Raw genomic sequence first — 23,778 nt, forward strand, 5'->3', positions numbered from 1 at the left:
TTTGTCGGTCGACTAGTCGAACAGGGAGTCGATCGAGTTCTGGTCCAGATCGGAAACCGGGGCCGCGTCGGTAAACATCGCATCGATGTCGTCCTGGCTGGTTTCCGGTCCGCCGATCGCCGGGCCATTGAGCAAGAGCTCGCGGGCCCGCTTTTCCTCGGCGCTCTCTTCGGCCACATGGTCGGCATCGCGAACGCCCATGACTTCGGCGAAGCGTGACACGCGGCTTTCCACGTGGCGCAGGGATGTCACGACCTTCGAGACACGCTGACCGGCGAGATCCTGGAAGCTGCACGCCTCGATGATGGTCATCATGCGGGCTTCGACATTGGCCCGGTAGGCATCATAGTCGGCTTCATCGTCGCAGAGCACGGCTTCCGCCTCGCTCATGATCGTCTCGGTCGCCCGTTCGGTGTCCCCGACGACAGCCTCGAGTTCCTGGCCGGCAGAGGGTATGCGTTCGGTCTTGATGTCGTTCGGCCGCAGGGCGGCGATCTCATCACGGGTCCGCGAGATATAGTCCGCGATATAATTGAATTCCTGGCAGATCGACTGGTCGAGGGAGCTGAAGAACAGCTTCATCGTATCCGTCAGCTGGTGGGCCAGCTTGAGGACTTCCATGATCTGGGCATCCTGCAGGTCGCTCGCTTTCAGAGAGGCGAGGGAGGTGCGGACTTGCGCGGCAACATTGGCGGCGGGCATGGGGCCCTCCTTCCTTTGCAGACTCAAATACGAAAAGGGCGGCTCATCAAACGACTAGAAGTCGCCGAGAACAGCGGCCATTTTCGATTTGAGAGTTCCGGCGTTGAAGGGCTTCACGATGTAGTTGTTTACACCCGCCCGCTTTGCAGCGACCACGTTCTCGGTCTTGGATTCCGCGGTGACCATGATGAAGGGCGTCGCCTTCATGCTCTCGTCAGCGCGAACCTTCTGCAGGAGCTCGTAGCCCGTCATGGGCTCCATGTTCCAGTCTGAGATCACCAGACCGTACTTGTTTTCCTGCATCTTCGCGTAGGCCTCCTGGCCATCCGCGGCATCGTCCACATTTTCGAACCCAATCTGCTTGAGCAGGTTGCGAATAATGCGGATCATGGTTTTGTAGTCGTCCACGACCAGGATCGGCATCGTCATATCGACAGCCATGCTTAGTCTCCATCCACTCGGCGCGTTTACACAAGGACAGCTTGTTCCGCTGTCTTCAGTCATGACCCTAGACATTCGCGGATAAAAATCGGTTAAAGCGGGTAGAAAGATGGAGTCACCCATGTCCGAAGTGCGCGGCATTGCCCTCGATGAATTGGAAATAGGTCGTTCCGCAGAGGCAGTTAGAACTGTCACTGAGGACGATTTGGATATGTTCGCGAAAGTGTCCGGGGACTATAATCCGGTCCACATGGACGAAGAATTCGCCCGCGCAACGCCGTTTCGCGGCCGAATTGCGCACGGCGCTCTGGTTGCATCCTATATTTCCGGCGTGCTCGGAAACCAGCTGCCCGGACCGGGTGCGATCTTTCTCGGCCTGAACATGCGCTTCTTCCATCCGACCCGGATCGGCGACGAAGTGCGCACCCGTGTCGAGGTCAAATCTGTCGACATGAAGTCGCGCAAGGCCGTCATGGACTGCACCTGCTATGTCGGCGACAAGCTGACCATGCAAGCCGAAGCCGAGGTCATGGTTCGCAAGCGTCACCGCAAGACGGCTGACTGATCACGCATGAAGGTTCTGCGAGGCCATAGCGGATTGCCGCAGGATAGCCGCGGGGCTGTCATTGCGCTGGGCAATTTTGACGGTGTCCATATGGGGCATCGTCACGTGATCGCGCTCGCGGCTGGCCTCGCCGGCGAACTGGGCGCTCCCCTGGGGGCGGCCCTGTTTGATCCCCATCCGCGCCGGTTCTTCGCACCGGATGCGCCGGCCTTCCGGTTGATGAGCGAGCGTCGCCGCAATCACATTCTTGAAAGCCTGGGCGTCACGCAGCTGCACGTCCTGCCGTTCTCGATGGTGATGGCGAAGATGACCCCCGCAGCCTTCGTCGCTGATGTGCTTGCCGATGGGCTGGGCATCGCCGGGATTGTCACCGGTGACGACTTCCGCTTCGGCGCGGACCGGGCCGGGGATACGAACGCGCTCGCGCAGTTGTGCGCCGAGCGTGGGATCGCGACCGCCTTCGCCGAACTGCACGGCAATGGCGCCGACAAGGTCTCATCGACCCGGATCCGCAAGGCCATCCATGATGGTGACATGGCCGCGGCCGCGACCCTGCTGGGGACACCCTGGACTGTCGAGGGGCTGGTCCAGCGCGGCGATCAACGCGGTCGCACGATCGGCTTCCCGACCGCCAATCTGACGCTGGGTGATTTCGTCCGTCCCGATTATGGCGTCTATGCCGTCCGGGTCGGGATCGATGGTGAGACCCCGTCGCACGCGGGTGTTGCCAATATCGGCAAGCGCCCGACGGTGGATGGCGCGACCGAGTTGCTCGAGGTCCACCTGCTGGACTGGTCCGGGGATCTTTACGGTCGCACGCTGGAGGTTGAGTTCTTCGATCATCTGCGCTCGGAACGGCGGTTTGACGGGCTCGATGCACTCAAGGCCCAGATCGCGACAGACGCCAATGCCGCCCGGACTGCGCTGAGCCGTCTGTCTGGACCGGCCTGACCGGCTCTGTTAAACGCGGAGCATGGTCTCGATGTCCCTGTTCATACGATCCGCAGCGCCAGCTGCTGCTCTCGCCATCGGGCGAATTACCGGCCCGGGCCGCCGCGTGTGATGTGGGCGGTTCCGGGACATGTCCTGCCTTGAACCCATGACAATAAAAGACCGCAAGGATCCGATCCGATGACGGACACGCCCTCCAAGACTGGTGCGACTGACACAGCTCGCGACTACAAAGACACGCTTTTCCTGCCGACCACCGAATTCCCGATGCGGGCCGGCCTGCCGCAGCGCGAGCCTGAATGGCTCGAGCGCTGGGCCAAGCTCGACATCTACAAGCAGCTCCGTGCCGACAGCAAAGGCCGCAAGCGCTGGGTGCTGCATGACGGGCCGCCCTATGCCAATGGGCACATCCATATCGGCACCGGCATGAACAAGATCCTCAAGGACATGGTCGTCCGCTCGAAGCAGATGGCCGGCTTTGATGCGCCCTACCGTCCGGGCTGGGACTGTCACGGGCTGCCGATCGAGTGGAAGGTCGAGCAGAACTTCCGCGCCAAGGGCCGCAACAAGGACGACATTCCGGTCAAGGAGTTCCGCGCCGAATGCCGCACCTATGCCAGCGAGTGGGTGGGCATCCAGTCGAGTGAGTTCCAGCGCCTGGGCGTCAATGGCGAGTGGGATGATCCGTACACCACAATGGCTTTCGAGGCCGAGTCGGCGATCGTCCGCGAGTTTCTCACCTTCGTTGAGCAGGGCCTGGTCTATTGTGGCTCCGCCCCGGTAATGTGGTCGCCGGTCGAGAAGACCGCACTGGCCGAGGCCGAGGTCGAGTATCACGACAAGGTGTCGACCACGATCTTCGTGCGCTTTCCGATCCGCGGCGTGCGCAAGGACGGGACTGCCATCCCGCGCTCCTGCATCGGCGCCCATGTGGTGATCTGGACCACCACGCCCTGGACCATCCCGGGCAATCGCGCGATCTGTTATTCGCCCGAGATCAGCTACGGCCTCTACAAGGTCACCGGCGTTGATGGCGGCGAGTTCCGGCCCTGGGCGATGCCCGGTGACCTCCTCGTGGTAGCGGACGCGCTGTGGGAAGAGACTGCCAAGGCGGCGATGATCGGGAATTGGGAGCGCGTCGACACGATCGATCCGACCGGTTTCGTGTGCTCGCACCCGCTCGCCGAGCTGGACCGGTACTGGAATTATCCGGTCCCGCTGCTGGCCGGTGAACATGTCACCGACGATGCCGGCACCGGCTTCGTGCACACCGCGCCCAGCCACGGTGCCGAGGACTATGTGGCCTGGATGTCGGCGCCGGAATGGCACGACAAGGACGCCCCGGTCCCGCAGATGGTCGATGAGAACGGTGCCTATTTCCCGCATGTGCCGGTCTTTGCCGGTCTCAACATCATACGTCTGGATGGCAAGAAGCAGGGCCAGGACGGGCCGGCCAACAAGGCTGTGATGGACGAGCTGATCGTGCAGGGCAAACTGCTCGCACGCGGCCGTCTCGAACACTCCTATCCGCACTCCTGGCGCTCCAAGGCGCCGGTCATCTTCCGCAACACGCCACAATGGTTCGTCGCCATCGACCGGCCGATGAAGTCGGGCGGTACGCTGCGCGAGAAGGCCCTGAAGGGGATCACCGAGACCAATTTCACGCCCAAGATCGCCGAGAACCGGATCCGCTCCATGGTCGAGCAGCGTCCCGACTGGCTGATCTCGCGTCAGCGCGCTTGGGGTGTGCCGCTGACCATGTTCGTCGAGAAGGGCAGCACCCGCGTTCTCAATGACCCGAAGGTCAATGAGCGGATCATCGACGCTGTGGCGCAGGACGGGGCCGATGCCTGGTTCGAGCGCTCCAATGCCGACTTCCTCGGCGCCGAGTATGATGCCGACGCCTATGACAAGGTCACCGACATCCTCGATGTCTGGTTCGACAGTGGCTGTACCCACGCCTTCGCGCTGGAGCCGCGCGCTGACCAGAAATGGCCGGCCGACCTCTATCTGGAAGGCTCGGACCAGCACCGTGGCTGGTTCCAGTCCTCGCTTCTGGAAAGTGCCGGGACGCGTGGTCGTGCGCCCTATGACGCCGTCCTGACGCACGGTTTCGTCATGGCGGGCGATGGCCGCAAGATGTCGAAATCACTCGGCAACACGCTTGCGCCGATCGAGATCGGCAAGAAGTACGGGATCGAGATCCTGCGTCTGTGGGCAGCCGCACAGGACTTCACCGACGATCTGCGTATCTCCGAGGAGATCCTGCAGACCTCGGTCGATGCCTATCGCAAGATGCGCAACACGCTGCGCTATCTGCTCGGCGCGCTGCACGGCTATGACGAGACGCTCGAGCATGTCCCGCATGATCGCATGCCCTCGCTCGAGCGCTTCATGCTGCATCGCCTGCACGAGCTCGATATCGTCGTGCGTGAAGGCTATGAGAGCTATGACTTCAAGAAGGTCTATGCGGCGCTGTTCAATTTCTGCGTTGTCGACCTTTCGGCCTTCTATCTCGATATCCGCAAGGACAGCCTCTATTGCGACCGGCCGGACGATAATCGTCGCAAGGCCTGCCGCACGGTGATGCACGAGATCTTCATGCGCCTGACCGCCTGGCTGGCGCCGATCATGCCCTTCACCATGGAGGAGGCCTGGCTGTCACGCTTCCCGTCCGAGACCGACAGCGTGCACCTGCGCACCTTCCCGAAAACGCCGGGCGACTGGCATGACGGGGCGCTGGCCGAGAACTGGCGGACCATCCGCCGTCTGCGCCGGGTGGTGAACGGGGCCCTCGAGGTCGAGCGTCGTGAAAAGCGGATCGGTTCGAGCCTTGAAGCCGCGCCGCATGTCCATGTCACCGACCCGTCCTATCGGGCCGCCCTGGCAGCCGAGACGACGGGTGAGGTCGATGACTTCCTGGCCGAGCTCAGCATCACCAGCCAGGCCCATCTCGTCGATGGTGCGGCCAGTGACACAGCCTTCCGGATCGATGACACGCCCGACATCGCGGTGGTGTCCGGCCGGGCCGATGGCCGCAAATGTGCGCGCTCGTGGAAATACTCGACCGAGATCGGCGCCGACAAGCGCTATCCCGATCTGAGCCCGCGCGATGCCGATGCGGTCGCCTGGTGGGACGCGACGCATGCCTGATTGGGCCACGGATATCCGGCGGCGCTTCGCCGCGTCGCCGGTGCCGGCGCTCGGCCTCGGTCTTGCGGCGATCATCCTGGTCCTCGACCAGCTGACCAAATGGTGGGTGCTGGCCGGACTCAATTTCTCACCGCCCGGGTGCCTCGACTATCAGCGTGCCGAGGGCGCCGAGCGCCTGGCCCTGCCCAATACCTGCGGTCATATCGAGGTCTCGCCGGTCTTCGATCTGACCATGGTCTGGAACAAGGGGGTCAGTTTTGGCCTTCTGGGCGCTGACGGGCCGGTCGGACGGACGATTCTGATCGCCTTCTCGGTTCTGGTCGCCGCCGGTCTGATCGCCGGACTGCTCAATCGCGGCCCGATCCGGGCCACCCGTCGCCTGCAGGGGGTGGCTTTCGGTTTCATCATTGGCGGCGCGCTGGGCAATGCGATTGATCGCGGCCTCTATGGCGCAGTCGTTGATTTCCTCAATTTTTCTGACGTTTACTTCCCTTACGTCTTTAACGTCGCGGATGTCGGCATCAATCTGGGCGTGGTGGCCATCGTGCTCGATGTCTTCCTCAATGACCGCAAGCCCGCCGCCGGCACCTAGGTCCGGAACAGGGTGTGGATTGCGGGGTGGAGTGATGGCCCCGCTTTGGGTTAAACTCCCGCCAACAGAAATTCGGAGTCTCACAGAGATGCGTATGCGTACTGCTCTACTTGTCGCCTCAACCGCGGCTATCGCCCTGTCCGGCTGCAGCAATGTCTCGCGCGCTCTTGGCGCCGAGCGGTCGACGCCGGACGAGTTCCGTACGGTCACAATCGCGCCGCTCTCGGTTCCGCCGGAATACAATCTGCGTCCGCCGCGTCCCGGCGAGCCGCGCCCGGAAGAAATCTACCCGGACCAGCAAGCCCGTGCCGCCCTCTTGGGCGCCCAGGGTGAGTTCGAAGGGTCTGACGCGGAAGCCCTTCTCGTCGCCCGCGCCGGTGGTGGGTCGGCCGACCCCTTCATCCGCTCGATCATCGATGGCGAGATGGCCAGCGTTGTTCGCAAGAATCGCAGCTTTGCCGACCAGGTCCTGTTCTGGCGTGATGGCGCCTATCGTCCGCAAGGCGATGCCACCCCGCTCGATTCGGAAGCCGAGGCCCTGGCCCAGGAGCGCATCCAGAACGTCACCGGTGGTGGCGATGTGGAAATCGAGCGTGATCGTCGTCTCCTGCCCAAGCTGCCGGGTCTTTAGGGCGCGCGCCGAGCGGCACGTCCATTTGAACGATCCAGACACTTGACCCGTTAGAGGCCAGCCATGAGGCTGGCCTCATGTCTTTGGCCATGACCCAACCCATCATCCGACGTCTTCCCCCGGAAACGGTGAACCGTATAGCTGCCGGCGAAGTCGTCGAGCGGCCGGCCTCTGTCGTCAAGGAACTGGCCGAGAATGCGCTCGACGCCGGGGCTCGCCGGATCGATATCACCGCCGAGGGCGGCGGCCTGGTCCGTCTCCTGATCGAGGATGATGGCAAGGGGATGAGCCCGGAAGAGCTCGAGCTTTGTATCGAGCGCCACGCCACCTCGAAACTGCCGATCGGCGAGGACGGGCAGGACGATCTCCTGAACATCTCCACCATGGGCTTTCGTGGCGAGGCCTTGCCCTCGATCGGCTCGATCGCGCGCCTGTCCATCACCACGCAGGCGAAGGGGGCCGGTGATGCCTGGGCGATCCTGGTCGAGGGCGGCAAGACGAATGGCATCGCACCGGCCGCGCCGCTGGGCCGCGGCGGCACGCGGATCGAGGTGCGTGACCTGTTCTATGCGACCCCGGCCCGCCTGAAATTCCTCAAGTCCGAGCGCTCGGAAAATCTCGGCATCACCGATGTCGTCAAGCGCATGGCCATGTCGCGCCCCGATGTCGGTTTCTTTCTCACCCTGGACGGCCGCAAGCGCATGTCGGTGGCGGCCGAGCGTGGCGAGGGGGCCGACGCCCGCATCGCTCGCATGTCCGCCATCCTGGGTTCGGACTTCGGCGAGAATGCCCTTGAGGTCGACCAGACCCGCGACGGTGTCCGCATTTTCGGCTTTGCCAGCCTGCCGACCTATTCGCGCGGCTCGTCCATGCACCAGTATCTCTTCGTCAATGGCCGCCCGGTCCGCGACAAGCTGCTGGGCGGCGCGGTGCGCGGTGCCTATCAGGACTTTCTCGCCCGTGACCGCCACCCGGTGGTGGCGCTCAATATCGAGCTGCCGACCGGTCAGGTTGACGTCAATGTCCACCCGGCCAAGGCTGAGGTGCGCTTTCGTGACGCCGGCGGTGTGCGCGGGTTGATCGTCGGCTCGCTGCGCCATGCGCTGGCCGGCGCCGGGCACCGCGCCTCGACCACGGTCGCCGGCTATGCACTCGGCCGCGTGCGGCCCGAGGGCTACCAGGCGCCGACCCCACCGCCCGGCGGCTATCAGTCCCACACCGCCAGCCTCGCCGCCTGGGGGGGCCCGAGGCCGCCGTCCGAACCGGTCCAGGACCGGGTCTTCGATCCCGGCATGTCGGCCCGCGTGGAACCGGATCAGACCCGCTACGGGGCAGGCTTTGGTGAGAGCCCGGCCCAGGGCTTTGCGCCGGACCAGCAAGCCTCGGCCCCACCGCCGCCGGACTGGCCGCTCGGGGTCGCCCGGGCCCAGCTGCACGAGACCTATGTCGTCGCCCAGACAGCCGACGGGATCGTGATCGTCGACCAGCACGCCGCCCACGAACGCCTCGTCTATGAGCGCATGAAAAAGATGATCGCCGAGACCGGGGTCCAGCGTCAGCGCCTTCTGGTGCCGGAGATCGTCAATCTCGACGAGGCCGAGGCCCGTCGCCTGCTCGACCGGACCGGTGAGCTTGAAGAGCTCGGCCTGGTGATCGAGGCCTTCGGACAGGGCGCCATCGCGGTGCGCGAGACGCCGTCCCTGCTCAGGAAGCTCGATGTGCAGGGCCTGATACGCGATCTCGCCGATGATCTCGCCGAGTATGACCAGGCGCTGTCACTGAAGGAAAAGCTGGAAGATGTCGTCGGCACCATGGCCTGCCACGGCTCGGTCCGCTCCGGCCGCCGACTCACCGGCGAGGAAATGAATGCCCTGTTGCGCGAGATGGAAGCCACCCCGCATTCCGGCCAGTGCAATCACGGCCGCCCCACCTATGTGGAGCTGAAACTGAGCGATATCGAGCGGCTGTTCGGGCGGCGCTAGGGATGCCGCTCACCCGGCCGGTCTGGCCCCGTCTTCCGCAAGGGCGGGGGCGGCTGCAGCCCGCCGGATCGATCTCAGCCCAGAAATTCCCGCGCCTTGGCTATGCCGAATTTCACGGCCTGTTCGGCAGAGATCTTGGGCGGCATGATCAGGGCCTGCGGGTCGACCATGACCTCCACCACACTTGCCTTGGGATGCGCGAAGGCGTCTTTCAAAGCGTCGGCGAGGTCGGCCGGGTCTTCGACACGGATGCCGTGGCCGCCGCAGGCCCGTGCGAAGGCCACGAAGTCGGGATTATCCAGCGCCACGGAATGCTCGGGCAGGCCCTTGGCTTCCTGTTCCATGGCGATGAAGCCGAGCTTGCCATTGTTCAGCACAACATTGACGACCGGCTTGTCATAGCGGATGGCGGTGACGAAACCCGACATCAGCATGGCGAAGCCGCCATCGCCGGAAATCGCGCAGACCGGGCGGTCGGGATAGGCGAATTTGGCACCGATCGCGCCGGACGGGGCAAAGGCCATGCTGGCCAGGGCGCCGGACAGGGTGAAGCGCTGGTCAGGCCCGACGATCAGGTGGCGCGCGGCCCAGGCGGTCGAGGTGCCGGTGTCGATGGTGTAGACCGTGTTGTCCGGTGCCGCGCGATTGATCTCGCTCATCACCCGTTCCGGGGCGATTGGCTTGGCATCCGACGCGCGCCGCTTGTCCTGGTCGCGGTTCCAGCTCGCCTTTTCCGCCTGCATCTGGTCGTAGAATTTGCGCGATGATTTGGCCTCGGTGCCGGTCAGCAATGCCTTCAGGGCCGGCTTGCAATGGCCCGGCAAGGGCGCATCGACCGCAGCGCGTCGACCCATGCGGGCGGGGGCGTTCTCGATCTGGATGATCTTGGCATCGTCAGGGAAGAAGTCGACATAGGGAAAGTCTGTCCCGGCCATGATGAGGCAGTCGCACTGCGCCATGGCGGCGCTGCCAGGTGCCGAGCCGAGCAGGCCGAGCCCGCCGATACAGGCCTCGATATCCTCGTCGATCACGTCCTTCGACCGCAGCGAGCGGATGATCGGCGCTCCGAGGTGGTGGGACAGGGCGAGCAATTCCTCGCGCGCACCGGCACAACCGATCCCGGCCAGGATGGCGACCTTGCTGGACCCGTCGATCACCTTGACCGCGGCCTCCATCGCCTCCGGGCAGGGCATGGACGAGGCGTTCGAGGCCTGCATGTTATAGGTGGTCCGGCTGGTGGACACGCTGCGTCCGGATATATCGGTCGGCACGGCGATGTGCCCGACGCCGGGGCCGGCCAGTGCCGCACGGCAGGCTTCCAGCATGACCTCGGGCAACTGGTCCGGCGTCATGATGGTGCGGGTATACTCCGCGACATCGGAGAAAAGGCGTTCGAGCGCGACTTCCTGGTGATATTCGGTGCCGACAAACCGGGTCGCGGCCTGGCCGGTAATGGCGATCACCGGGGCATGATCCATTTTGGCGTCGTAGAGTCCGTTCAACAGGTGGATCGCACCGGGGCCGGACGTGCCCATGCAGGCGGTCATGCGTCCGGTTAGCTTGGCTTGGGCCGAGGCCATGAAGGCGCCGGCCTCCTCGTGTCGGACCATGACGAATTCCATGTCGTCGCGGTTCTGCAGGGCGAAGGTGAAGTCATTGATGGCGTCGCCGGGGACGCCGTAAACCTGCCGCACGCCATGGGCAGCCAGGATGTCCAAAACCAGGTCGGCCACGCGCATGTCGTGTCCTCCATGGGTTGCTGCTGCTTCTGGACAGGTAGGACCGATCTACAGGGACGCAAGGGGGAAGCGGGCTGCAGGCCATTCATGTGCCTGAGTTTGTTGAGCTATGCTTCAGCGTGCGGCCGGGCCGCTCCCCGCCTCAGAGCGCCTCACCCAGCGCGATCGAGAATTCGTTTAGGATCGCGAAGGCGTCTTCGGCTTCGATCTGATTCGGCTTGCTCCGGGGTTGCTGAAAGCCCCACAGGGAACAGATGTGCTGGACCGTGGACAGGTCCTCGCCGATGACTTTGAAAATGTCCGGCGCATTCAGGATCATGCCGCGGAAGGACTCGACATTGTTGTTGAGCGTAAAATCCTGAAACGACTTGTTGTATCTCTCGATATGAGAGGCTGTGCGTGACAGGCGCCGCTTCGACTCCGTGATGATGTGGCCCAGTTTGTGCTGGAGATATCGGGTATCCGAGGTGCTGGTCCCGACGAACTTCACGTCCTGCATCCGGGTCAGATGGGTCGCTGCGGTCCGCAGGATGTTCTTGTATTGCCACTTGTAATAGAGAATGCCTTTCCAGCCGAACATTCCCTGCTCGTAATTCTCATTGCCGAGTTTGAGGGCATCGCGAATCGGATTGAGCTTTTCGGAGTTCTCGTTGGAGAGGACGATCTTGGCCAGCTTTCTCGAGACGGTGGCGGAGTCGATCGACTTGAAGTCATAGGCCCGCTCCACCAGTTGCGAGATTTCCGTCGAGACGAATTTCTCGATCAGGGCGAGATCGGAGTCGCTGATATCGAAATAGACCCGGTCGGCCTCGACCCCGAAGGCGCGCAGGCGCTCCCTCAGCAGGTAGGGGTCAAACGAGGGCATGCGCGAGATTTCATTGAGAACGTCGAGGTCGCGCTCGACGTTCTCGGGCGCATCATTCCGCGAGAAAACCAGTTCGAGGGCTTCTTGCTTGTTTTGCTGTTCACAGAAAAACGAATAGCCGCCCAGTCTCAGGTTATCGCGCGAAATGGGAATGATGACCTTGGTCACAACCACGCGGTTGTCCAGCACCAGCTCGCGTTCGTGGGGACGCAGGGTGTGCTTGACGATCAGGGCTTCATTGAGCCGGGTGTTGTGGAAAAGCGGCGCATTCTGATAGCCGCTCTTGTTGCTGTGACGCTTGTGAATCTCGTTGAGATTGATGACCCGCGATGTTGACCCGGTGGCGGCCAGTTTCGACAGATCTTGAACTTTTTGATGTGAATTGCTCATGGTCAGCTCCCGACCGGAAACGCCTGTTACCGATCACACGCCCATTTGCCGATAATAATTTATACAAATTGCTAATGTCAGGCGCATGTGAACTGTTCAAACTGTCAGTCGGGGCTGGTCATTCCGGGATGGTCGCGCGTCAGGAACAAGACCTTGGCCGCACCATATTCCTTGACAACCTGACGGACCCAGCCCGGCGTGACCGGCTCTTCATCGGCGCCGACTTCCAGCACGGCCACTGCGTCCTCGCTGACCCAGTTGCCTTCGAGCAGCTTGCTCAGCGTCTTGGGGCCGAGGCCGAAGCCGTAGGGCGGGTCGAGGAAGACCAGGGTGAAGGGGTCGCCGAGATTGGATGGCTTGTCGCCCAGCTGGGTGGCGTCGCGCCGGTGCAGGCGGGTATGTCCGAACAGTTGCAGGACATCGATATTGTCGCGGATCGCGCCGCGGGCCTCGGCGGCCATCTCGATGAAGAGGCAGAAGGCGGCGCCGCGCGACATCGCTTCCAGACCGAGCGCGCCGGAGCCGGCATAGATGTCGGCGACCCGGGCGCCTTTGATCGGCGGACACCAGTCGGCATGCTCGATCACATTGAACATGTTCTCGCGGGCCCGGTCCGAGGTCGGACGGGTCGATTTGCCCTTCGGGGCGACGATGGCGCGATTGCGATACTTGCCGCCGACAATGCGCATGCCGGACTAGCTCCGTCCGCCCGGCTTGCGCGGACCACCCGGGCCTGAGCCGCCATTGCGGGGGCCGCCCGTCCGGGGGCCACCGGTACGGGGAGCCCCGGTGCGCGGGCCGCCTGTGCGGGGGCCTCCGGTTCTTGGTCCATCGCCACGAGGGCCGCCTGTCCGCGGTGCATCACTGCGCGCGCCACCGGGCTGACCAGCGGTCCGGCTGCTTCCCGGACCGCTTGGGCGCGGTGCCGCCTTGGCGGTCGGCTTGCCATCCTTGTCGCGGCGCGCGCGGGTGGATTTGGCGTCCAGCGGACGCCCTTTGCGGGCGTCCTCGATCAGGCTGTCATCAACCTCGCGCTTGGGGAGGCCCGGCTGGCCCGGTCCCCCCATGGCGCGCTGGCCCGGCTTGGCGCCGGGGCGGCCCGGCGCCTTGCGCGGCGGTCGGCTGGGTGTGCGCGGCTTGGCGATGGCCTGACCGGTCGGGGTTTCGCCCATCTCGATCAGGTGGCCGCACTGGTCGTGCAGCACGCGGGACGGCACCGACTTGATCTCGCCCTTTTCCAGCTGGCCGAGCTGGAAAGGACCGTAGGCGATGCGGATCAGGCGGTTGACGCGCAGGCCGACGGCGTCGAGCGCCTTGCGGACCTCTCGGTTCTTGCCTTCGCGGATACCGATTTCGAGCCAGATATTCGACCCCGTCTCGCGCTCCACTTCCACTTCCATGGGCCCGTATTTGAGGCCTTCAACGGTGACCCCGGCGCGCAGGATCTTGAGCGCGCTCTCGGAGATCGAGCCGAAGGCGCGGGCGCGATAGCGGCGCGTCCAGCCGGTCGAGGGCAGTTCAAGGGCGCGGGCGAGGGCGCCGTCATTGGTCAGCAGCAAAAGGCCTTCCGACGTCAGATCAAGGCGGCCGATCGAGATCACTCGGCCGATATCCTTGGGGATGGCGTCAAACACCGTCTCGCGGCCTTCCGGGTCGGCGTGGGTGGTCACCAGACCGTCCGGCTTGTGATAGCGCCACAGCTTGGTCGCGGCCGGCGGGTCTATCCGTTTGCCATCGACCTCGATCACTTCCGTCCCGGTGACCTTGAAGGCCGGCGTGTCGAGTGTCTTGCCGTCGACCTTGATGCGGCCATCCTCGATCATCCGCTCGACCTCACGGCGGGAGGCCACGCCGGCGCGGGCGAGGAATTTGGCGATGCGTTCTGAAGTGTCGGCAGTCCCGGTCACGCTTGACCCTTTCGATGCGGCGCTCTATCGCGCGCAGTATGACGAACCCGCGCGATACACGTTTTATGACGACGGCGCTACGCCTGGCGCAGGCCGCCGCTGAGGCGGGCGAGGCGCCGATCGGGGCGCTGATCGTCGATCCGGCTACGGATAGCATTATCGCGCAGGCACACAACCGTCCGATTGCCGGTCATGATCCGACCGCCCATGCCGAGATCCTGGCCCTGCGCGAGGCCGCGCAAAAGCTCGGCAATTACCGGCTTACCGGTCTGGAACTTTATGTCACGCTGGAGCCCTGCGCCATGTGTGCCGGGGCAATCAGCCATGCCCGGATCGGTCGACTGGTCTTCGGCGCCAGTGACCCGAAAGGCGGGGCGGTGATCAGCGGTCCCCGATTCTTTGACCAGCCGACCTGTCATTGGCGGCCGGACGTGGTCTCGGGTGTGCTGGCCGATGAGGGCGCGATCCTGCTCAAGGATTTCTTCCGTGAACGGCGCAAGGCGAAGGCAGGGAGCCAGCGCCCGGTCTGAGTGCATTTCGATAATTCGGGTTCATGCCAATTTGTCATAAAACCTTGTCTTGAGTTGCCGCGGGGCGCGGACGAAGAGGAGCCATCCAAGCGGAGCGCCTCATGCGTCGTGCACTGATCACATCGTCGTTCGTTCTCGCCCTGGCCACCCTTGTCGGTGGTTTGGCGCAGGCCGAGACCGCCGTCTGCCGCGAGGCCTCCATCCTGCTGCGCGACGTCACCATCATTGACGGCTCCGGTGAGTGGGATGATCAGGACATTCTGATCGAGCAGGGCCGGATCTCGGCAATCGGCTCGGAAATCGAGCTGGAAACCGGACAGGCTCTGGTGGAACTGGACCGTCCCGGTGCGATCGTTCGGCCCGGCGTCCAGACCGCTGCTGCAGCCGGTGCGATCTATATCCGCACGTCGACGGCATCGAGCCGCGGCCGGACCGCCATCCTGTCGGCCGGCTCCCCCGCCGATCTGCTGGTCTACGCCACCGATGCCGCGCGTGCTGGTCAGGTCGAGATCGAGATCCGCGGTGGCCGGATCGCCGGGCTTAATGACAGCTGTCTAGCCGGCTAGGCCTGGAAGCTAGGCCAGTCGCGCATCCAGGCCGGCTTTGACCGTCGGCCATTCATCCCGCAAGACCGAGAAGAAGACCGTATCCCGCCATTCGCCTGTCCAGCACAGGAGGTGGTGGCGCAAGGTGCCCTCGCGGGTCGCGCCCATCTTGGTCATCGCAGCTTGCGAGCGCGTGTTGAGATGGTGGGTCTTCAACTCGACCCGCTCTGCGCCAGCCTCGAAGGCACCGCCGAGCAGCAGGCGTTTGGCAGCGGGATTGATCCGGGTGCCGCGTGCGTCTGCCCGATACCAGGTCCAGCCGATCTCCAGCCGCTTGTGCTCCGGGGTGATGACCAGATAGGCCGAATGCCCGACTGCGGCGCCATCGCTCTGGCGCCGGACCAGATGACTGATCTGGGCAGCCGACTGCGTATTGGCCAGCATGAGATCGAACCAGGCGTCGAAATGCCCGCCATCGCCACGCAGCGAGGTGAGGGCCCAGAGCTCGGCCTCGTCGGCGAGCGGGCGCAATTCCTCACGGTGATGCGCGGTTAGCGGTTCGAGGCGAACGATCGCGTCCTCGCGAATGACGGGGGTGATAATCATGCCGAAGCTCCGGTCAGAAGAAGCACACCCCTCACCACGTAGAGAAGACCGATCGCCGAGACGATCCATTTCGTCCACTGGCGGAACTGGACATCGCTCATCAGGGCGAGGAAACGCGCGCCGGCCGTGGTGCCCAGAATGGCGAGGGGGGCCGCGACCAGCAGCCAGTACAGCGAGGGCAGGTCCCGTGATCCCAGCGCGGGCAGGATATAGTAGGCAATCTTGACGCCATGGCTGATCACCTGGGTGGCCGCCTTGGTCGCGACCACGGTCCGGCGATCCTTCAGGGTGTTGGCAAAGAACACGTCGAGCAGCGGTCCGGATACACCGGCCACGACATTGAGCCCGGTGACCACAAAGCCGCAGGCGACGGCATGGTGGGGCTTGTCGGCATCGAGGTGCAGGACGCGTTTGGGCAGCCAGACAACGGCTGGAACCAGGCCGAGGAGGATAAACAGCCAGGCCTTGGACAGCTCGAAACTGGCAAAAGCCAGTCCAGCCGCCGCCAGCGCCGACCCGGCGAGGTAGATGACCAGGACGCGCCAGTCGATCCAGCTGATGTGCAGCACGGCGCGCCAGCCATTCGACACGCTCTGGATCATGCCATGCACGACCATGGCCGACGCGACCGGCAGGACCAGCGCCAGCGCACCCATCAGGATCAGTCCGCCCGCCATGCCGAACACGCCTGAGATGAAGGCGGTGGCGAAGGTCGCGAGGAGCAGGAAGGCCGCGGTCATACCGGAACTATATCGCCCGCGGTGTCGGGGGCGAGGGCGGGGTACAGGGGATGAGGGATATTGCGGAACGCAACCAGAGCATGTCGTGTGTGACTACGCGTGATTGGCTTGATTGGATGACACGCCTTTTTGCCGCAGTCTTTGTCCGGTTGGTGCGGTGGCGGCCGGCGGGACTGACAGCGAACCCGGCTCTTTGGCGAAGTTGGGAGCAGTCAAGCCGGGCTGTCGGACTGGGGCCTTTCGGACTGTCGCTCTTCACAGATGATGGGGTTGTCAGGCCGGGGAGCTTTTGCGCCGGCGCTGCGTCGCTTGTGGTAAGCTGGGTCTGCGCGTTTTACCTTGGTCGTCTGGAGGGGCCGCGATGATCGGAGGCATTCAAGTCGTCCTTTGGCCCGCTTGGGTTTTCCTCGGGTTGATGGTCACAGTCGTCACCTGCGCGGCGATGGCCGAGGAGGCCCGTCGCAAGCGCGGACGTGAGGATTGACGCGATCAACATGTCCGGCTGATCGGGGGGCGGGGTCTACGGTGTGGAGGCTGGCAAGATCCCGGGCGGATCACAAGCGCTACCGACCGAAGCCCTTGCTTGGCTCTCTAAGGTTCTTGGAACGCCCGTAGACCTGCCCGATTACGCTCCTGCCTGCTTCGCAAATCCCCACGCGGCTTCCGCCATCGGCTCGACCGCTGCGCCCATCTCCGACGCCTTCGCGTTCGAGGCATTGCCCTGCAGCGAGCGGGCATAGACGCCCTGGATGATCGAGGTCAGGCGGAACACATTATAGGCGAAGTAGAAATCCAGCGCCGGGATGCCCGAGCGGTTGGTCCGCTCGCAATAGGCCTGGGTGTATTGCTCGATGGTCGGAATGCCGAGCGCGGCAATGTCGACGCCGAGCAAGCCATTGCGGATTTCCGGTGGCATGACCCAGCCCATCAGCTGATAGGTGAAGTCGGCCAGCGGATCGCCCAGGGTCGAGAGCTCCCAGTCGAGCACGGCGATGACGCGCGGCTCGGTCGGGTGGAAGACCATATTGTCGAGCCGGTAATCGCCATGCACCACGCTGACACGCTCCTGCTCCGGCGCGGCGGTCGGCAGCCACTCGATCAGCTTGTCCATCGCCGGCACGGTGGTCGTTTCGGCGGCCCGGTATTGCTTGGTCCAGCGACCAATCTGGCGCTCGAAATAATTGCCCGGCTTGCCGTAGTCGGCGAGGCCGGTGGCCTCGACATCGATGCCGTGCAAATGGGCAAGGGTGGCGTTGGAGGCGTCGTAGATGGCGCCGCGTTCGGACTTGTCGAGGTCGGGCAGGAGCGGGTCCCAGAAGATCCGGCCCTCGACGAAATCCATGATGTAGAATTCGGTCCCGACGACGTCGCGCTCCATGCAAAGCCCGTGCATGACCGGGGCCGGGAAGCCCTGGCCACCGAGGGCCTTCATGACACGGAATTCGCGATCAACCGCGTGGGCCGAGGGCAGCAGCTTGCCCGGCGGCTTGCGACGCAGGACATAGGCTTTGCCCGGCGTGACCAGCTTGTAGGTCGGGTTGGACTGTCCGCCCTTGAACTGCTCGACCTTGAGCGGCCCGGCAAACCCGTCGACATGGGCGGTCATCCATTCGGCCAGCGCCGCCTCATCAAAGGCCAGCGCATCCACGACCGGTTTGGTACCGGAGAAGCTGTCGTCAATCTCACTCATGGGTTCAGGTAAACCTCGCCGCCCTTCATCACGAAATCGATATCCCGGAGTTCCGAGATGTTATCCAGCGGATTGCCGTCGACCGCGACGATATCCGCAAACTTGCCGGCCTCGATCGTGCCGATATCCGCGTCCATCTGGACATGGCGCGAGGCATTGATGGTCGCCGTGACGATGGCTTCCATCGGTGTCAGGCCGGCCTCGACATAGAGTTCGAATTCGCGCGCATTGACGCCATGCTGCGAGACACCGCTATCGGTGCCGAAGGCGATCGTGACGCCGCCCTCATGGGCCCGGCGGGCCATCTCCAGCATCAGCGGGCCGACCTCGCGCGACTTGGCGCGCTGGTTGTCGGTCATGAAGTCGGCGGTTTCGGCCAGCTCGGCGACGGTGACACCGGCCAGTACGGTCGGCACCAGATAGGCGCCATTGCGCCGCATCAGGCGGATCGAGTCGCGGTCGAGATAGGTCCCGTGCTCGATCGAGTCGCCACCGGCTTCGAGGAAGGAATTGATGCCGGTTGCGCCATGGGCGTGCGCCGTGACCCGGCGACCCATCATGTGCGCGGCCTCGACGATGGAGGCGAGTTCGTCATCGAAGAATTGCTGCTCGACGCCAGCCGCCGTGTCCGACAGCACGCCGCCGGTCGCGGTGATCTTGATCACGTCGGCGCCGCCGCGGATCAGCGAGCGAACGGCCTCGCGGCATTGCGCTTCCCCATTGCAGGCGGTCTCGCTGGCAAACATGTGCAGCACGTCGAGCGAGAAGCCGTTGATATCGGCATGACCGCCGGTCGGGGTTACGGCTGAGCCGGCAATCCGCATGCGCGGGCCGGCGACATCGCCGTCATTGATCGCATCGCGCAGGGCGAGAGACGCTTCGAAATTGCCGCCGACGTCCTGCACCGTCGTGAAGCCGGCCATCAGCGTGGTCCGGGCGTTGACCGCGCCGTCAAAGGCCAGGTCGGCCGCCGACATGGTGAAGGTATTGAAGCGCCGGCCCGGGCCGAGTTCCGATTGCAGGTGGACATGGCTGTCGATGAAGCCGGGCATCACATAATCATCGCTCAGGTCGATGATGGTGGCGCCCTCGGGGCTGACATAGCCGTCCTGGATGCTCTCGATCCGTTCGCCCCGGATCAGGATGGACTGCTCCATCGCCGGGTCCTCGCCCGGGACCGCCAGCAGCCAGCCGGCATGGATGACGGTCAGCGTGTCATTGTCGTCCTGGCCAAGGGCGCCGGGCGCCATGATCGATGTGGCGAGTGTTGTCGACGCCAGTAGCGCGACCGCCGTGAGGGCTGTTTTGAGCATCAGGTCTGCCTCCCCGCAAACATGTGTTTGCGTCAGAAGATGCTGACCGGACCGGTGATGTCAAACGATGGGCGCGGTTGGCGCTAGTGGGTCTTGAGTGCGCGCCAGGCGATGTCGCGGCGGCAGAACCCGCCCGGCCAGTCGATCTCGTCGACCGCCGCATAGGCGCGATCAACGGCATAGTGCAGGGTTTCCCCGCTGGCCGTCACATTGAGCACACGGCCGCCGGTGGCGATGCGGGCATTGTCGGCATCGCGCCCGGTTCCCGCCTCGAAGACGACGACGCCTTCCATCCGGTTGGCCGCATCGACACCCTCTATGACGCTGCCCTTCTGGTAGGCCTCTGGATAGCCATTGGCCGCCATCACGACGGTGATGGCCGGCTCGGCCGTCCAGCTGATCGGCGGCATGTCGGCAAGCTGGCCGGTCGCTGTCGCCTGGAGATAGGGCACCAGATCATCCTCGATCCGCATCATCAGGACCTGGCATTCCGGGTCGCCGAAGCGGATGTTGAACTCGACCACCTTGGGGCCGTCCGCGGTGACCATCAGACCGGCGAACAGCACGCCCTGGAAGGGCGAGCCTTCGCGGGCGAGACCGTCAGCGACCGGCTGGATGATGGTCTTCATCGCGGTCTCGATCAGCGCGGGCTTGGCGATCGGGGCCGGGGAATAAGCGCCCATGCCGCCGGTATTCGGTCCGGTATCGCCTTCGCCAACCCGCTTGTGATCCTGTGCCGCGCCGCAATAGAGCACGGTCTTGCCGTCACACAGGGCGAAGATCGAGACTTCCTCGCCTTCCATGAACTCCTCGATCACCAGCGTCTTGGAGGCTTCACCGAACTTGCCGGACAGGAAGGCATCGATCTCGGCTTCGGCTTCGGCGCGGTCCGACAGGATGACCACACCCTTGCCGGCCGCCAGGCCATCGGCCTTGAGCACATAGGGTGGCTTGAACTGGTCGAGGAAGGCCTTGGCCTCGCCGGCATTGGAGAAGGTGCCATAGCGCGCTGACGGCACATTGTGGCGGGCGTAGAAATCCTTGGCAAAGGCCTTTGAGGCTTCCAGGCGCGCGGCCAGCTTTGACGGTCCGAAAGTCGCGATGCCGGCCTGGCGCAGCCGGTCGGCCAGCCCGTCACAGAGCGGGTTCTCCGGGCCGATGACCACCAGATCCACCGATTCGCTGCGAGCCAGATCGATCAGACCGTCGAGGTCCGAGACAGGGATGTCATGGCAGGTGGCGAGTTCACCAATGGCGGCGCTGCCGGGCGCCGCGAGGAGGGTCGAGACCAGTGGGCTCTGGGCCATTTTCCACACCAGGGCGTGTTCGCGCCCGCCTGATCCAACAACCAGAATCTTCATGTGAGCCTCAATGCATCCCGATGCGCCGATATACGGCCTTGCCTAGCGCAATCGCCCGACAATCGCGAGTCTGTCCGGCCGTTGCGATGGCGCGCAATCCCATTTACCAGAGTCGCCATGAACACACCCGCGGGAAACATCCACGAATTCACGGTCTCCGAGCTCGCCGGATCGCTCAAACGCACGGTCGAGGACGCCTTCGGCCACGTCCGGGTGCGCGGCGAGCTCGGCCGTGTCGTGGTGGCCAAGTCCGGCCATGTCTATTTCGATGTGAAGGACGACAAGGCGGTCATCGCCTCGATTGCCTGGAAGGGCACCGCGCAGAAATTCCGCTTCCGCCCCGAGGAGGGGCTGGAAGTGATCATCGAGGGTCGGCTCTCGACCTATCCGGGGCGTTCGCAATACCAGCTCATCGTCGAGAGCATGGAGCCGGCCGGCGCCGGTGCGCTGATGGCGCTGCTCGAAGAACGCAAGCGCCTGCTCGCGGCCGAGGGCCTGTTCGACAGCGCGCGGAAGAAAGCCATTCCCTTCCTGCCGACCACAATCGGTGTCGTGACCTCGCCCACGGGCGCGGTCATTCGCGATATCCTTCACCGGCTGCAGGACCGCTTCCCGCGTCACGTCCTGTTGTGGCCGGTTCTGGTCCAGGGCGACGGCGCGGCGGCCCAGATTGCCGAGGCCATTCGTGGCTTCAATGCCCTGCCCGAGGGCGGCCGCATTCCGCGTCCCGATGTGATCATTGTCGCCCGTGGCGGCGGCTCGATCGAGGACTTGTGGGGCTTCAACGAGGAGATCGTCGTCCGCGCCGCCGCGGAGAGCGAGATCCCGTTGATCTCGGCGGTTGGCCACGAGACCGATACCACGCTGATCGATTTCGCCTCCGACCGCCGCGCGCCGACTCCGACCGGGGCGGCCGAGATGGCGGTGCCGGTCCGGGCCGAGCTCAAGGCCGATAATGACCAGCTCGGCGGCCGCCTTGTCGCCGCCCTGTCACGCCATATCGAGCGTCGCCGGACCGAGCTTCGCTCGGCGGCTCGGGCCCTGCCGCGACCGGCGGCATTGATGGAACTCAAGCGCCAGCGCTTCGACATGGTCGCCGACAAGCTGGATCCGGCCCTGCTCAATCATACGGCTGAAAAGCGCGGCCGCCTGATGGTCATGGCCGCCGGCCTCAAGCCGGCCGCCCTGGCTCGCGACCTGCGTCACAAGTGCGACCTGCTGCGCGAGCGCACGGATCGGCTGGCGCCCGCCGCCGACCGGGTGCGCCGCGACCGGGCTCGCGATCTTGATAACTGGTCGGCGCGCCTCGAGGCGCTGTCGCACCAGTCCGTCCTCAAGCGGGGCTTCGTGTTGGTTCGCGACCGGGCTGGCAAGCTGGTGCGCTCCGGCGCGTCGCTGATCGAGGGGGCCGGTGTCGACCTGGTCTTTGCCGATGGCGAACGCGCCGCGCGGATCGAGGGCGAGCGCAAATCTCCCAAACGGGCGCCGGAAACCCCGGCCCTGCCGAAAAAGACCAAGCCGAAAGCCAAGCCACGCGGCAAGCCGCAGGCCGAGGGCCAGGGCACGCTGTTTTGATGCCCGCCACCCTCCCGCTTGGCGGCAAACACTGCTAGAGACACGGATATGAGTGATTTCAGTTTCGACAAAGATTTCCAGGGCGAGGCCATTCTCGAGTTTGGCGACAGCGATTTCATCATCCTGAAAGCGGGGCGTTTTGTGCGCTGCGCCGTGACCGGTGACCCGATCGACCTGAATGAGCTGCGGTACTGGAATGTCGACGAGCAGGAAGCCTATCGCGACGTGCTGATTGCGAAGCAGCGCTGGTTGGAACTCAACGCGGAGCCCGGCAAATGATCAGTCTCGCCGTCGTCCTTGCCCTGCAATCCACGACAGCGCTGGTCGATGATGCGTCGGATCCGATCGGTGACCTGATCGCCCAGAATGCGCCGGAGGCGCGGGACGTGGCTGAACCCGGCCCGATGGGATGTCGCGGCCGTCAGGAACAGGGTGCGCTCATCATCTGCCGGTTCGAGCCGGGCACCCGGCTTGATCTCGGTCAGAGTGTCGCCATCGCTGACGCGCAGGGTTTCGCAGTGCTCGGTATTCCGCGCAATGCGCCCGAGGAAATGATCTTCGAGATCTCGACGGCGGGTGTCGCCAACAGCGTCAACCAGATCGATGAAAGCCCGACCTGGTTCATCACCCAGCGCGAGTACAATCTCCAGCATGTCGACGGCGTGCCGCAGGCGACCGTCACGCCCGACCCGTCCACCCTGCCGCGGCGTCAGCGCGAATACGCGCAAAAGCAGGACGCTTTCAACTCGGTCTGGGACGGGCAGGGCTTCCTCGACGGGTTCATCTCACCCGCCGAGGGCATCACGACCGGCGTCTATGGCTCGGCGCGGGTCTATAATAACGGCCACGAAGGCAGCCCGCACTGGGGGCTGGACTGGGCCAATGAGGTCGGCACGCCGGTCTATGCACCCGCGGGCGGCCTGGTCACCCTGGCCGAGCCGGACATGTATTACGAAGGCGGTCTGATCTTCATCGATCACGGCCAGGGCCTGGTCTCGGCCTTCCTCCACCTGTCCGGTGTCGAGGTTTCGGCCGGCGATGTGGTCGAGCAAGGCCAGCTCATCGGTGCCATGGGCGCCGGCGGCCGGGCCACCGGCTCGCATCTCGACTGGCGGGTAAAGCTGCGCAACCAGTTCTATGTTGATCCACAGAGCCTGCTCGATCTGGACCTGTCAGACTTGCGCTAGGTGGGCGGCTTTTTGCCTGTTTTCCCGGGATCGCGGCCTTCAGTCGGATCTGGGCGCCGCGCGCGCAATCAGCCATAGATCGCTTGTCAGCCAGCAGGCCGTATCCGGTTCTTCAGCTCAAGGGTGAAACCGCGAAGCGGCCGCTGTGCGGCCCTTGACCTGAAGAACCGGATACGGCGACCTCTCGGCAAGCGGTTTATGGATGAGTGTGCGCAGGCGCGGGAATTAACAGGGACATACACCGACTTCCCTGACGGGATTCCAAGTCTCGGCTCCAGACTTGATGGGCTAAGGCCGGGCGCTAGCGTCCTTC

Annotated in this window: 22 protein-coding genes; 11 read left to right on the top strand and 11 right to left on the bottom strand. The window is 64.3% G+C overall.

Going from position 1 to position 23,778, the window contains the following annotated elements:
• Window positions 1–12 precede the first annotated feature (12 nt).
• Window positions 13–702, bottom strand: coding sequence for a protein phosphatase CheZ (locus AAA969_RS03010; protein ID WP_338243478.1), 690 nt, complete (start codon window positions 700–702; stop codon window positions 13–15).
• 54 nt (window positions 703–756) lie between these two features.
• Window positions 757–1,143 carry a response regulator gene (locus tag AAA969_RS03015; protein WP_338243480.1) on the bottom strand — a complete coding sequence of 129 codons (387 nt, stop codon included), beginning with the start codon at window positions 1,141–1,143 and terminating at the stop codon, window positions 757–759.
• 121 nt (window positions 1,144–1,264) lie between these two features.
• Between AAA969_RS03015 and AAA969_RS03020 the strand changes: the two genes are divergently transcribed.
• The 6 genes from AAA969_RS03020 (at window position 1,265) to mutL (ending at window position 9,017) form a co-directional block, all read left to right on the top strand.
• On the top strand, window positions 1,265–1,708 hold the full coding sequence (locus AAA969_RS03020; RefSeq protein WP_338243482.1) for a MaoC family dehydratase: 444 nt from the start codon (window positions 1,265–1,267) through the stop codon (window positions 1,706–1,708).
• 6 nt (window positions 1,709–1,714) lie between these two features.
• Window positions 1,715–2,659: a bifunctional riboflavin kinase/FAD synthetase gene (locus tag AAA969_RS03025; protein WP_338243484.1), complete on the top strand. Its 945-nt coding sequence runs from the start codon at window positions 1,715–1,717 to the stop codon at window positions 2,657–2,659.
• A 180-nt stretch (window positions 2,660–2,839) separates the two neighbouring features.
• Window positions 2,840–5,812, top strand: coding sequence for an isoleucine--tRNA ligase (gene ileS, locus AAA969_RS03030; RefSeq protein WP_338243486.1), 2,973 nt, complete (start codon window positions 2,840–2,842; stop codon window positions 5,810–5,812).
• The gene (lspA, locus tag AAA969_RS03035) at window positions 5,805–6,404 is read left to right on the top strand and encodes a signal peptidase II (RefSeq protein ID WP_338243488.1); all 600 of its coding nucleotides are present in this window, start codon (window positions 5,805–5,807) and stop codon (window positions 6,402–6,404) included. The genes ileS and lspA overlap by 8 nt, the downstream gene beginning before the upstream one ends.
• Window positions 6,405–6,498: 94 nt before the next feature.
• Window positions 6,499–7,035, top strand: coding sequence for a DUF3035 domain-containing protein (locus tag AAA969_RS03040; protein ID WP_338243491.1), 537 nt, complete (start codon window positions 6,499–6,501; stop codon window positions 7,033–7,035).
• Between the two features lie 89 nt (window positions 7,036–7,124).
• Window positions 7,125–9,017 (top strand): DNA mismatch repair endonuclease MutL, encoded by a 1,893-nt coding sequence (gene mutL, locus AAA969_RS03045; protein WP_338243493.1) that lies wholly within the window; start codon window positions 7,125–7,127, stop codon window positions 9,015–9,017.
• Window positions 9,018–9,091: 74 nt separating this feature from the next.
• Here the strand turns inward: mutL and AAA969_RS03050 are convergent, their stop codons facing one another.
• From AAA969_RS03050 to AAA969_RS03065, 4 genes are all read right to left on the bottom strand, one after another.
• Window positions 9,092–10,756 (bottom strand): thiamine pyrophosphate-dependent enzyme, encoded by a 1,665-nt coding sequence (locus AAA969_RS03050; protein WP_338243495.1) that lies wholly within the window; start codon window positions 10,754–10,756, stop codon window positions 9,092–9,094.
• A gap of 142 nt (window positions 10,757–10,898) precedes the next feature.
• Entirely contained in the window at window positions 10,899–12,011 is a 1,113-nt protein-coding gene (locus AAA969_RS03055) for a hypothetical protein (RefSeq protein WP_338243497.1), read from the bottom strand.
• Between the two features lie 104 nt (window positions 12,012–12,115).
• Window positions 12,116–12,700: a 16S rRNA (guanine(966)-N(2))-methyltransferase RsmD gene (gene rsmD, locus AAA969_RS03060; RefSeq protein ID WP_338243499.1), complete on the bottom strand. Its 585-nt coding sequence runs from the start codon at window positions 12,698–12,700 to the stop codon at window positions 12,116–12,118.
• A gap of 6 nt (window positions 12,701–12,706) precedes the next feature.
• Window positions 12,707–13,918 (bottom strand): pseudouridine synthase, encoded by a 1,212-nt coding sequence (locus AAA969_RS03065; RefSeq protein WP_338243501.1) that lies wholly within the window; start codon window positions 13,916–13,918, stop codon window positions 12,707–12,709.
• A gap of 14 nt (window positions 13,919–13,932) precedes the next feature.
• Between AAA969_RS03065 and tadA the strand changes: the two genes are divergently transcribed.
• Entirely contained in the window at window positions 13,933–14,448 is a 516-nt protein-coding gene (gene tadA / locus AAA969_RS03070; protein WP_338243504.1) for a tRNA adenosine(34) deaminase TadA, read from the top strand.
• Between the two features lie 101 nt (window positions 14,449–14,549).
• The gene (locus AAA969_RS03075) at window positions 14,550–15,014 is read left to right on the top strand and encodes a hypothetical protein (protein ID WP_338243506.1); all 465 of its coding nucleotides are present in this window, start codon (window positions 14,550–14,552) and stop codon (window positions 15,012–15,014) included.
• Window positions 15,015–15,023: 9 nt separating this feature from the next.
• Here AAA969_RS03075 and AAA969_RS03080 read toward each other — a convergent pair whose 3' ends face one another.
• The 5 genes from AAA969_RS03080 to purD all read right to left on the bottom strand — a co-directional run bounded on the left by AAA969_RS03080 (window position 15,024) and on the right by purD (window position 20,703).
• Entirely contained in the window at window positions 15,024–15,599 is a 576-nt protein-coding gene (locus tag AAA969_RS03080; RefSeq protein WP_338243508.1) for a GNAT family N-acetyltransferase, read from the bottom strand.
• On the bottom strand, window positions 15,596–16,339 hold the full coding sequence (locus AAA969_RS03085; RefSeq protein ID WP_338243510.1) for a sulfite exporter TauE/SafE family protein: 744 nt from the start codon (window positions 16,337–16,339) through the stop codon (window positions 15,596–15,598). Before AAA969_RS03085 ends, AAA969_RS03080 begins: the two co-directional genes overlap by 4 nt.
• 625 nt (window positions 16,340–16,964) lie before the next feature.
• Complete coding sequence (locus tag AAA969_RS03090) at window positions 16,965–18,029, bottom strand: phosphotransferase (RefSeq protein ID WP_338243513.1); 1,065 nt, start codon at window positions 18,027–18,029, stop codon at window positions 16,965–16,967.
• Entirely contained in the window at window positions 18,026–19,342 is a 1,317-nt protein-coding gene (locus tag AAA969_RS03095) for a metal-dependent hydrolase family protein (RefSeq protein WP_338243515.1), read from the bottom strand. The genes AAA969_RS03090 and AAA969_RS03095 overlap by 4 nt, the downstream gene beginning before the upstream one ends.
• Before the next feature lie 83 nt (window positions 19,343–19,425).
• The gene (gene purD, locus AAA969_RS03100; RefSeq protein WP_338243517.1) at window positions 19,426–20,703 is read right to left on the bottom strand and encodes a phosphoribosylamine--glycine ligase; all 1,278 of its coding nucleotides are present in this window, start codon (window positions 20,701–20,703) and stop codon (window positions 19,426–19,428) included.
• A gap of 117 nt (window positions 20,704–20,820) precedes the next feature.
• Between purD and xseA the strand changes: the two genes are divergently transcribed.
• Genes xseA through AAA969_RS03115 form a run of 3 tightly spaced genes read left to right on the top strand, consistent with a single transcriptional unit; the run spans window position 20,821 to window position 23,465 of the window.
• The gene (gene xseA / locus AAA969_RS03105) at window positions 20,821–22,278 is read left to right on the top strand and encodes an exodeoxyribonuclease VII large subunit (RefSeq protein ID WP_338243519.1); all 1,458 of its coding nucleotides are present in this window, start codon (window positions 20,821–20,823) and stop codon (window positions 22,276–22,278) included.
• Between the two features lie 48 nt (window positions 22,279–22,326).
• A complete protein-coding gene (locus AAA969_RS03110) occupies window positions 22,327–22,557 on the top strand; it encodes a DUF2093 domain-containing protein (protein WP_338243521.1) in 231 nt (76 codons plus the stop codon).
• Complete coding sequence (locus AAA969_RS03115; protein ID WP_338243522.1) at window positions 22,554–23,465, top strand: M23 family metallopeptidase; 912 nt, start codon at window positions 22,554–22,556, stop codon at window positions 23,463–23,465. The genes AAA969_RS03110 and AAA969_RS03115 overlap by 4 nt, the downstream gene beginning before the upstream one ends.
• Window positions 23,466–23,778 lie beyond the last annotated feature (313 nt).

Source organism: Maricaulis maris (genome assembly GCF_036322705.1).
Lineage (GTDB): Bacteria > Pseudomonadota > Alphaproteobacteria > Caulobacterales > Maricaulaceae > Maricaulis > Maricaulis maris_B.

Bases quoted from the DNA above. Each gene is read 5' to 3' on its own strand.
- AAA969_RS03095 (WP_338243515.1), bottom strand. From the start codon at position 19,342: ATGCTCAAAACAGCCCTCACGGCGGTCGCGCTACTGGCGTCGACAACA.
- AAA969_RS03020 (WP_338243482.1), top strand. From the start codon at position 1,265: ATGTCCGAAGTGCGCGGCATTGCCCTCGATGAATTGGAAATAGGTCGT.
- AAA969_RS03050 (WP_338243495.1), bottom strand. From the start codon at position 10,756: ATGCGCGTGGCCGACCTGGTTTTGGACATCCTGGCTGCCCATGGCGTG.
- tadA (WP_338243504.1), top strand. From the start codon at position 13,933: ATGCGGCGCTCTATCGCGCGCAGTATGACGAACCCGCGCGATACACGT.
- mutL (WP_338243493.1), top strand. From the start codon at position 7,125: ATGACCCAACCCATCATCCGACGTCTTCCCCCGGAAACGGTGAACCGT.
- AAA969_RS03080 (WP_338243508.1), bottom strand. From the start codon at position 15,599: ATGATTATCACCCCCGTCATTCGCGAGGACGCGATCGTTCGCCTCGAA.
- AAA969_RS03075 (WP_338243506.1), top strand. From the start codon at position 14,550: ATGCGTCGTGCACTGATCACATCGTCGTTCGTTCTCGCCCTGGCCACC.
- lspA (WP_338243488.1), top strand. From the start codon at position 5,805: ATGCCTGATTGGGCCACGGATATCCGGCGGCGCTTCGCCGCGTCGCCG.
- AAA969_RS03015 (WP_338243480.1), bottom strand. From the start codon at position 1,143: ATGGCTGTCGATATGACGATGCCGATCCTGGTCGTGGACGACTACAAA.
- AAA969_RS03085 (WP_338243510.1), bottom strand. From the start codon at position 16,339: ATGACCGCGGCCTTCCTGCTCCTCGCGACCTTCGCCACCGCCTTCATC.
- rsmD (WP_338243499.1), bottom strand. From the start codon at position 12,700: ATGCGCATTGTCGGCGGCAAGTATCGCAATCGCGCCATCGTCGCCCCG.
- xseA (WP_338243519.1), top strand. From the start codon at position 20,821: ATGAACACACCCGCGGGAAACATCCACGAATTCACGGTCTCCGAGCTC.
- ileS (WP_338243486.1), top strand. From the start codon at position 2,840: ATGACGGACACGCCCTCCAAGACTGGTGCGACTGACACAGCTCGCGAC.
- AAA969_RS03115 (WP_338243522.1), top strand. From the start codon at position 22,554: ATGATCAGTCTCGCCGTCGTCCTTGCCCTGCAATCCACGACAGCGCTG.
- AAA969_RS03090 (WP_338243513.1), bottom strand. From the start codon at position 18,029: ATGAGTGAGATTGACGACAGCTTCTCCGGTACCAAACCGGTCGTGGAT.
- AAA969_RS03025 (WP_338243484.1), top strand. From the start codon at position 1,715: ATGAAGGTTCTGCGAGGCCATAGCGGATTGCCGCAGGATAGCCGCGGG.
- AAA969_RS03110 (WP_338243521.1), top strand. From the start codon at position 22,327: ATGAGTGATTTCAGTTTCGACAAAGATTTCCAGGGCGAGGCCATTCTC.
- AAA969_RS03055 (WP_338243497.1), bottom strand. From the start codon at position 12,011: ATGAGCAATTCACATCAAAAAGTTCAAGATCTGTCGAAACTGGCCGCC.
- AAA969_RS03040 (WP_338243491.1), top strand. From the start codon at position 6,499: ATGCGTACTGCTCTACTTGTCGCCTCAACCGCGGCTATCGCCCTGTCC.
- AAA969_RS03010 (WP_338243478.1), bottom strand. From the start codon at position 702: ATGCCCGCCGCCAATGTTGCCGCGCAAGTCCGCACCTCCCTCGCCTCT.
- purD (WP_338243517.1), bottom strand. From the start codon at position 20,703: ATGAAGATTCTGGTTGTTGGATCAGGCGGGCGCGAACACGCCCTGGTG.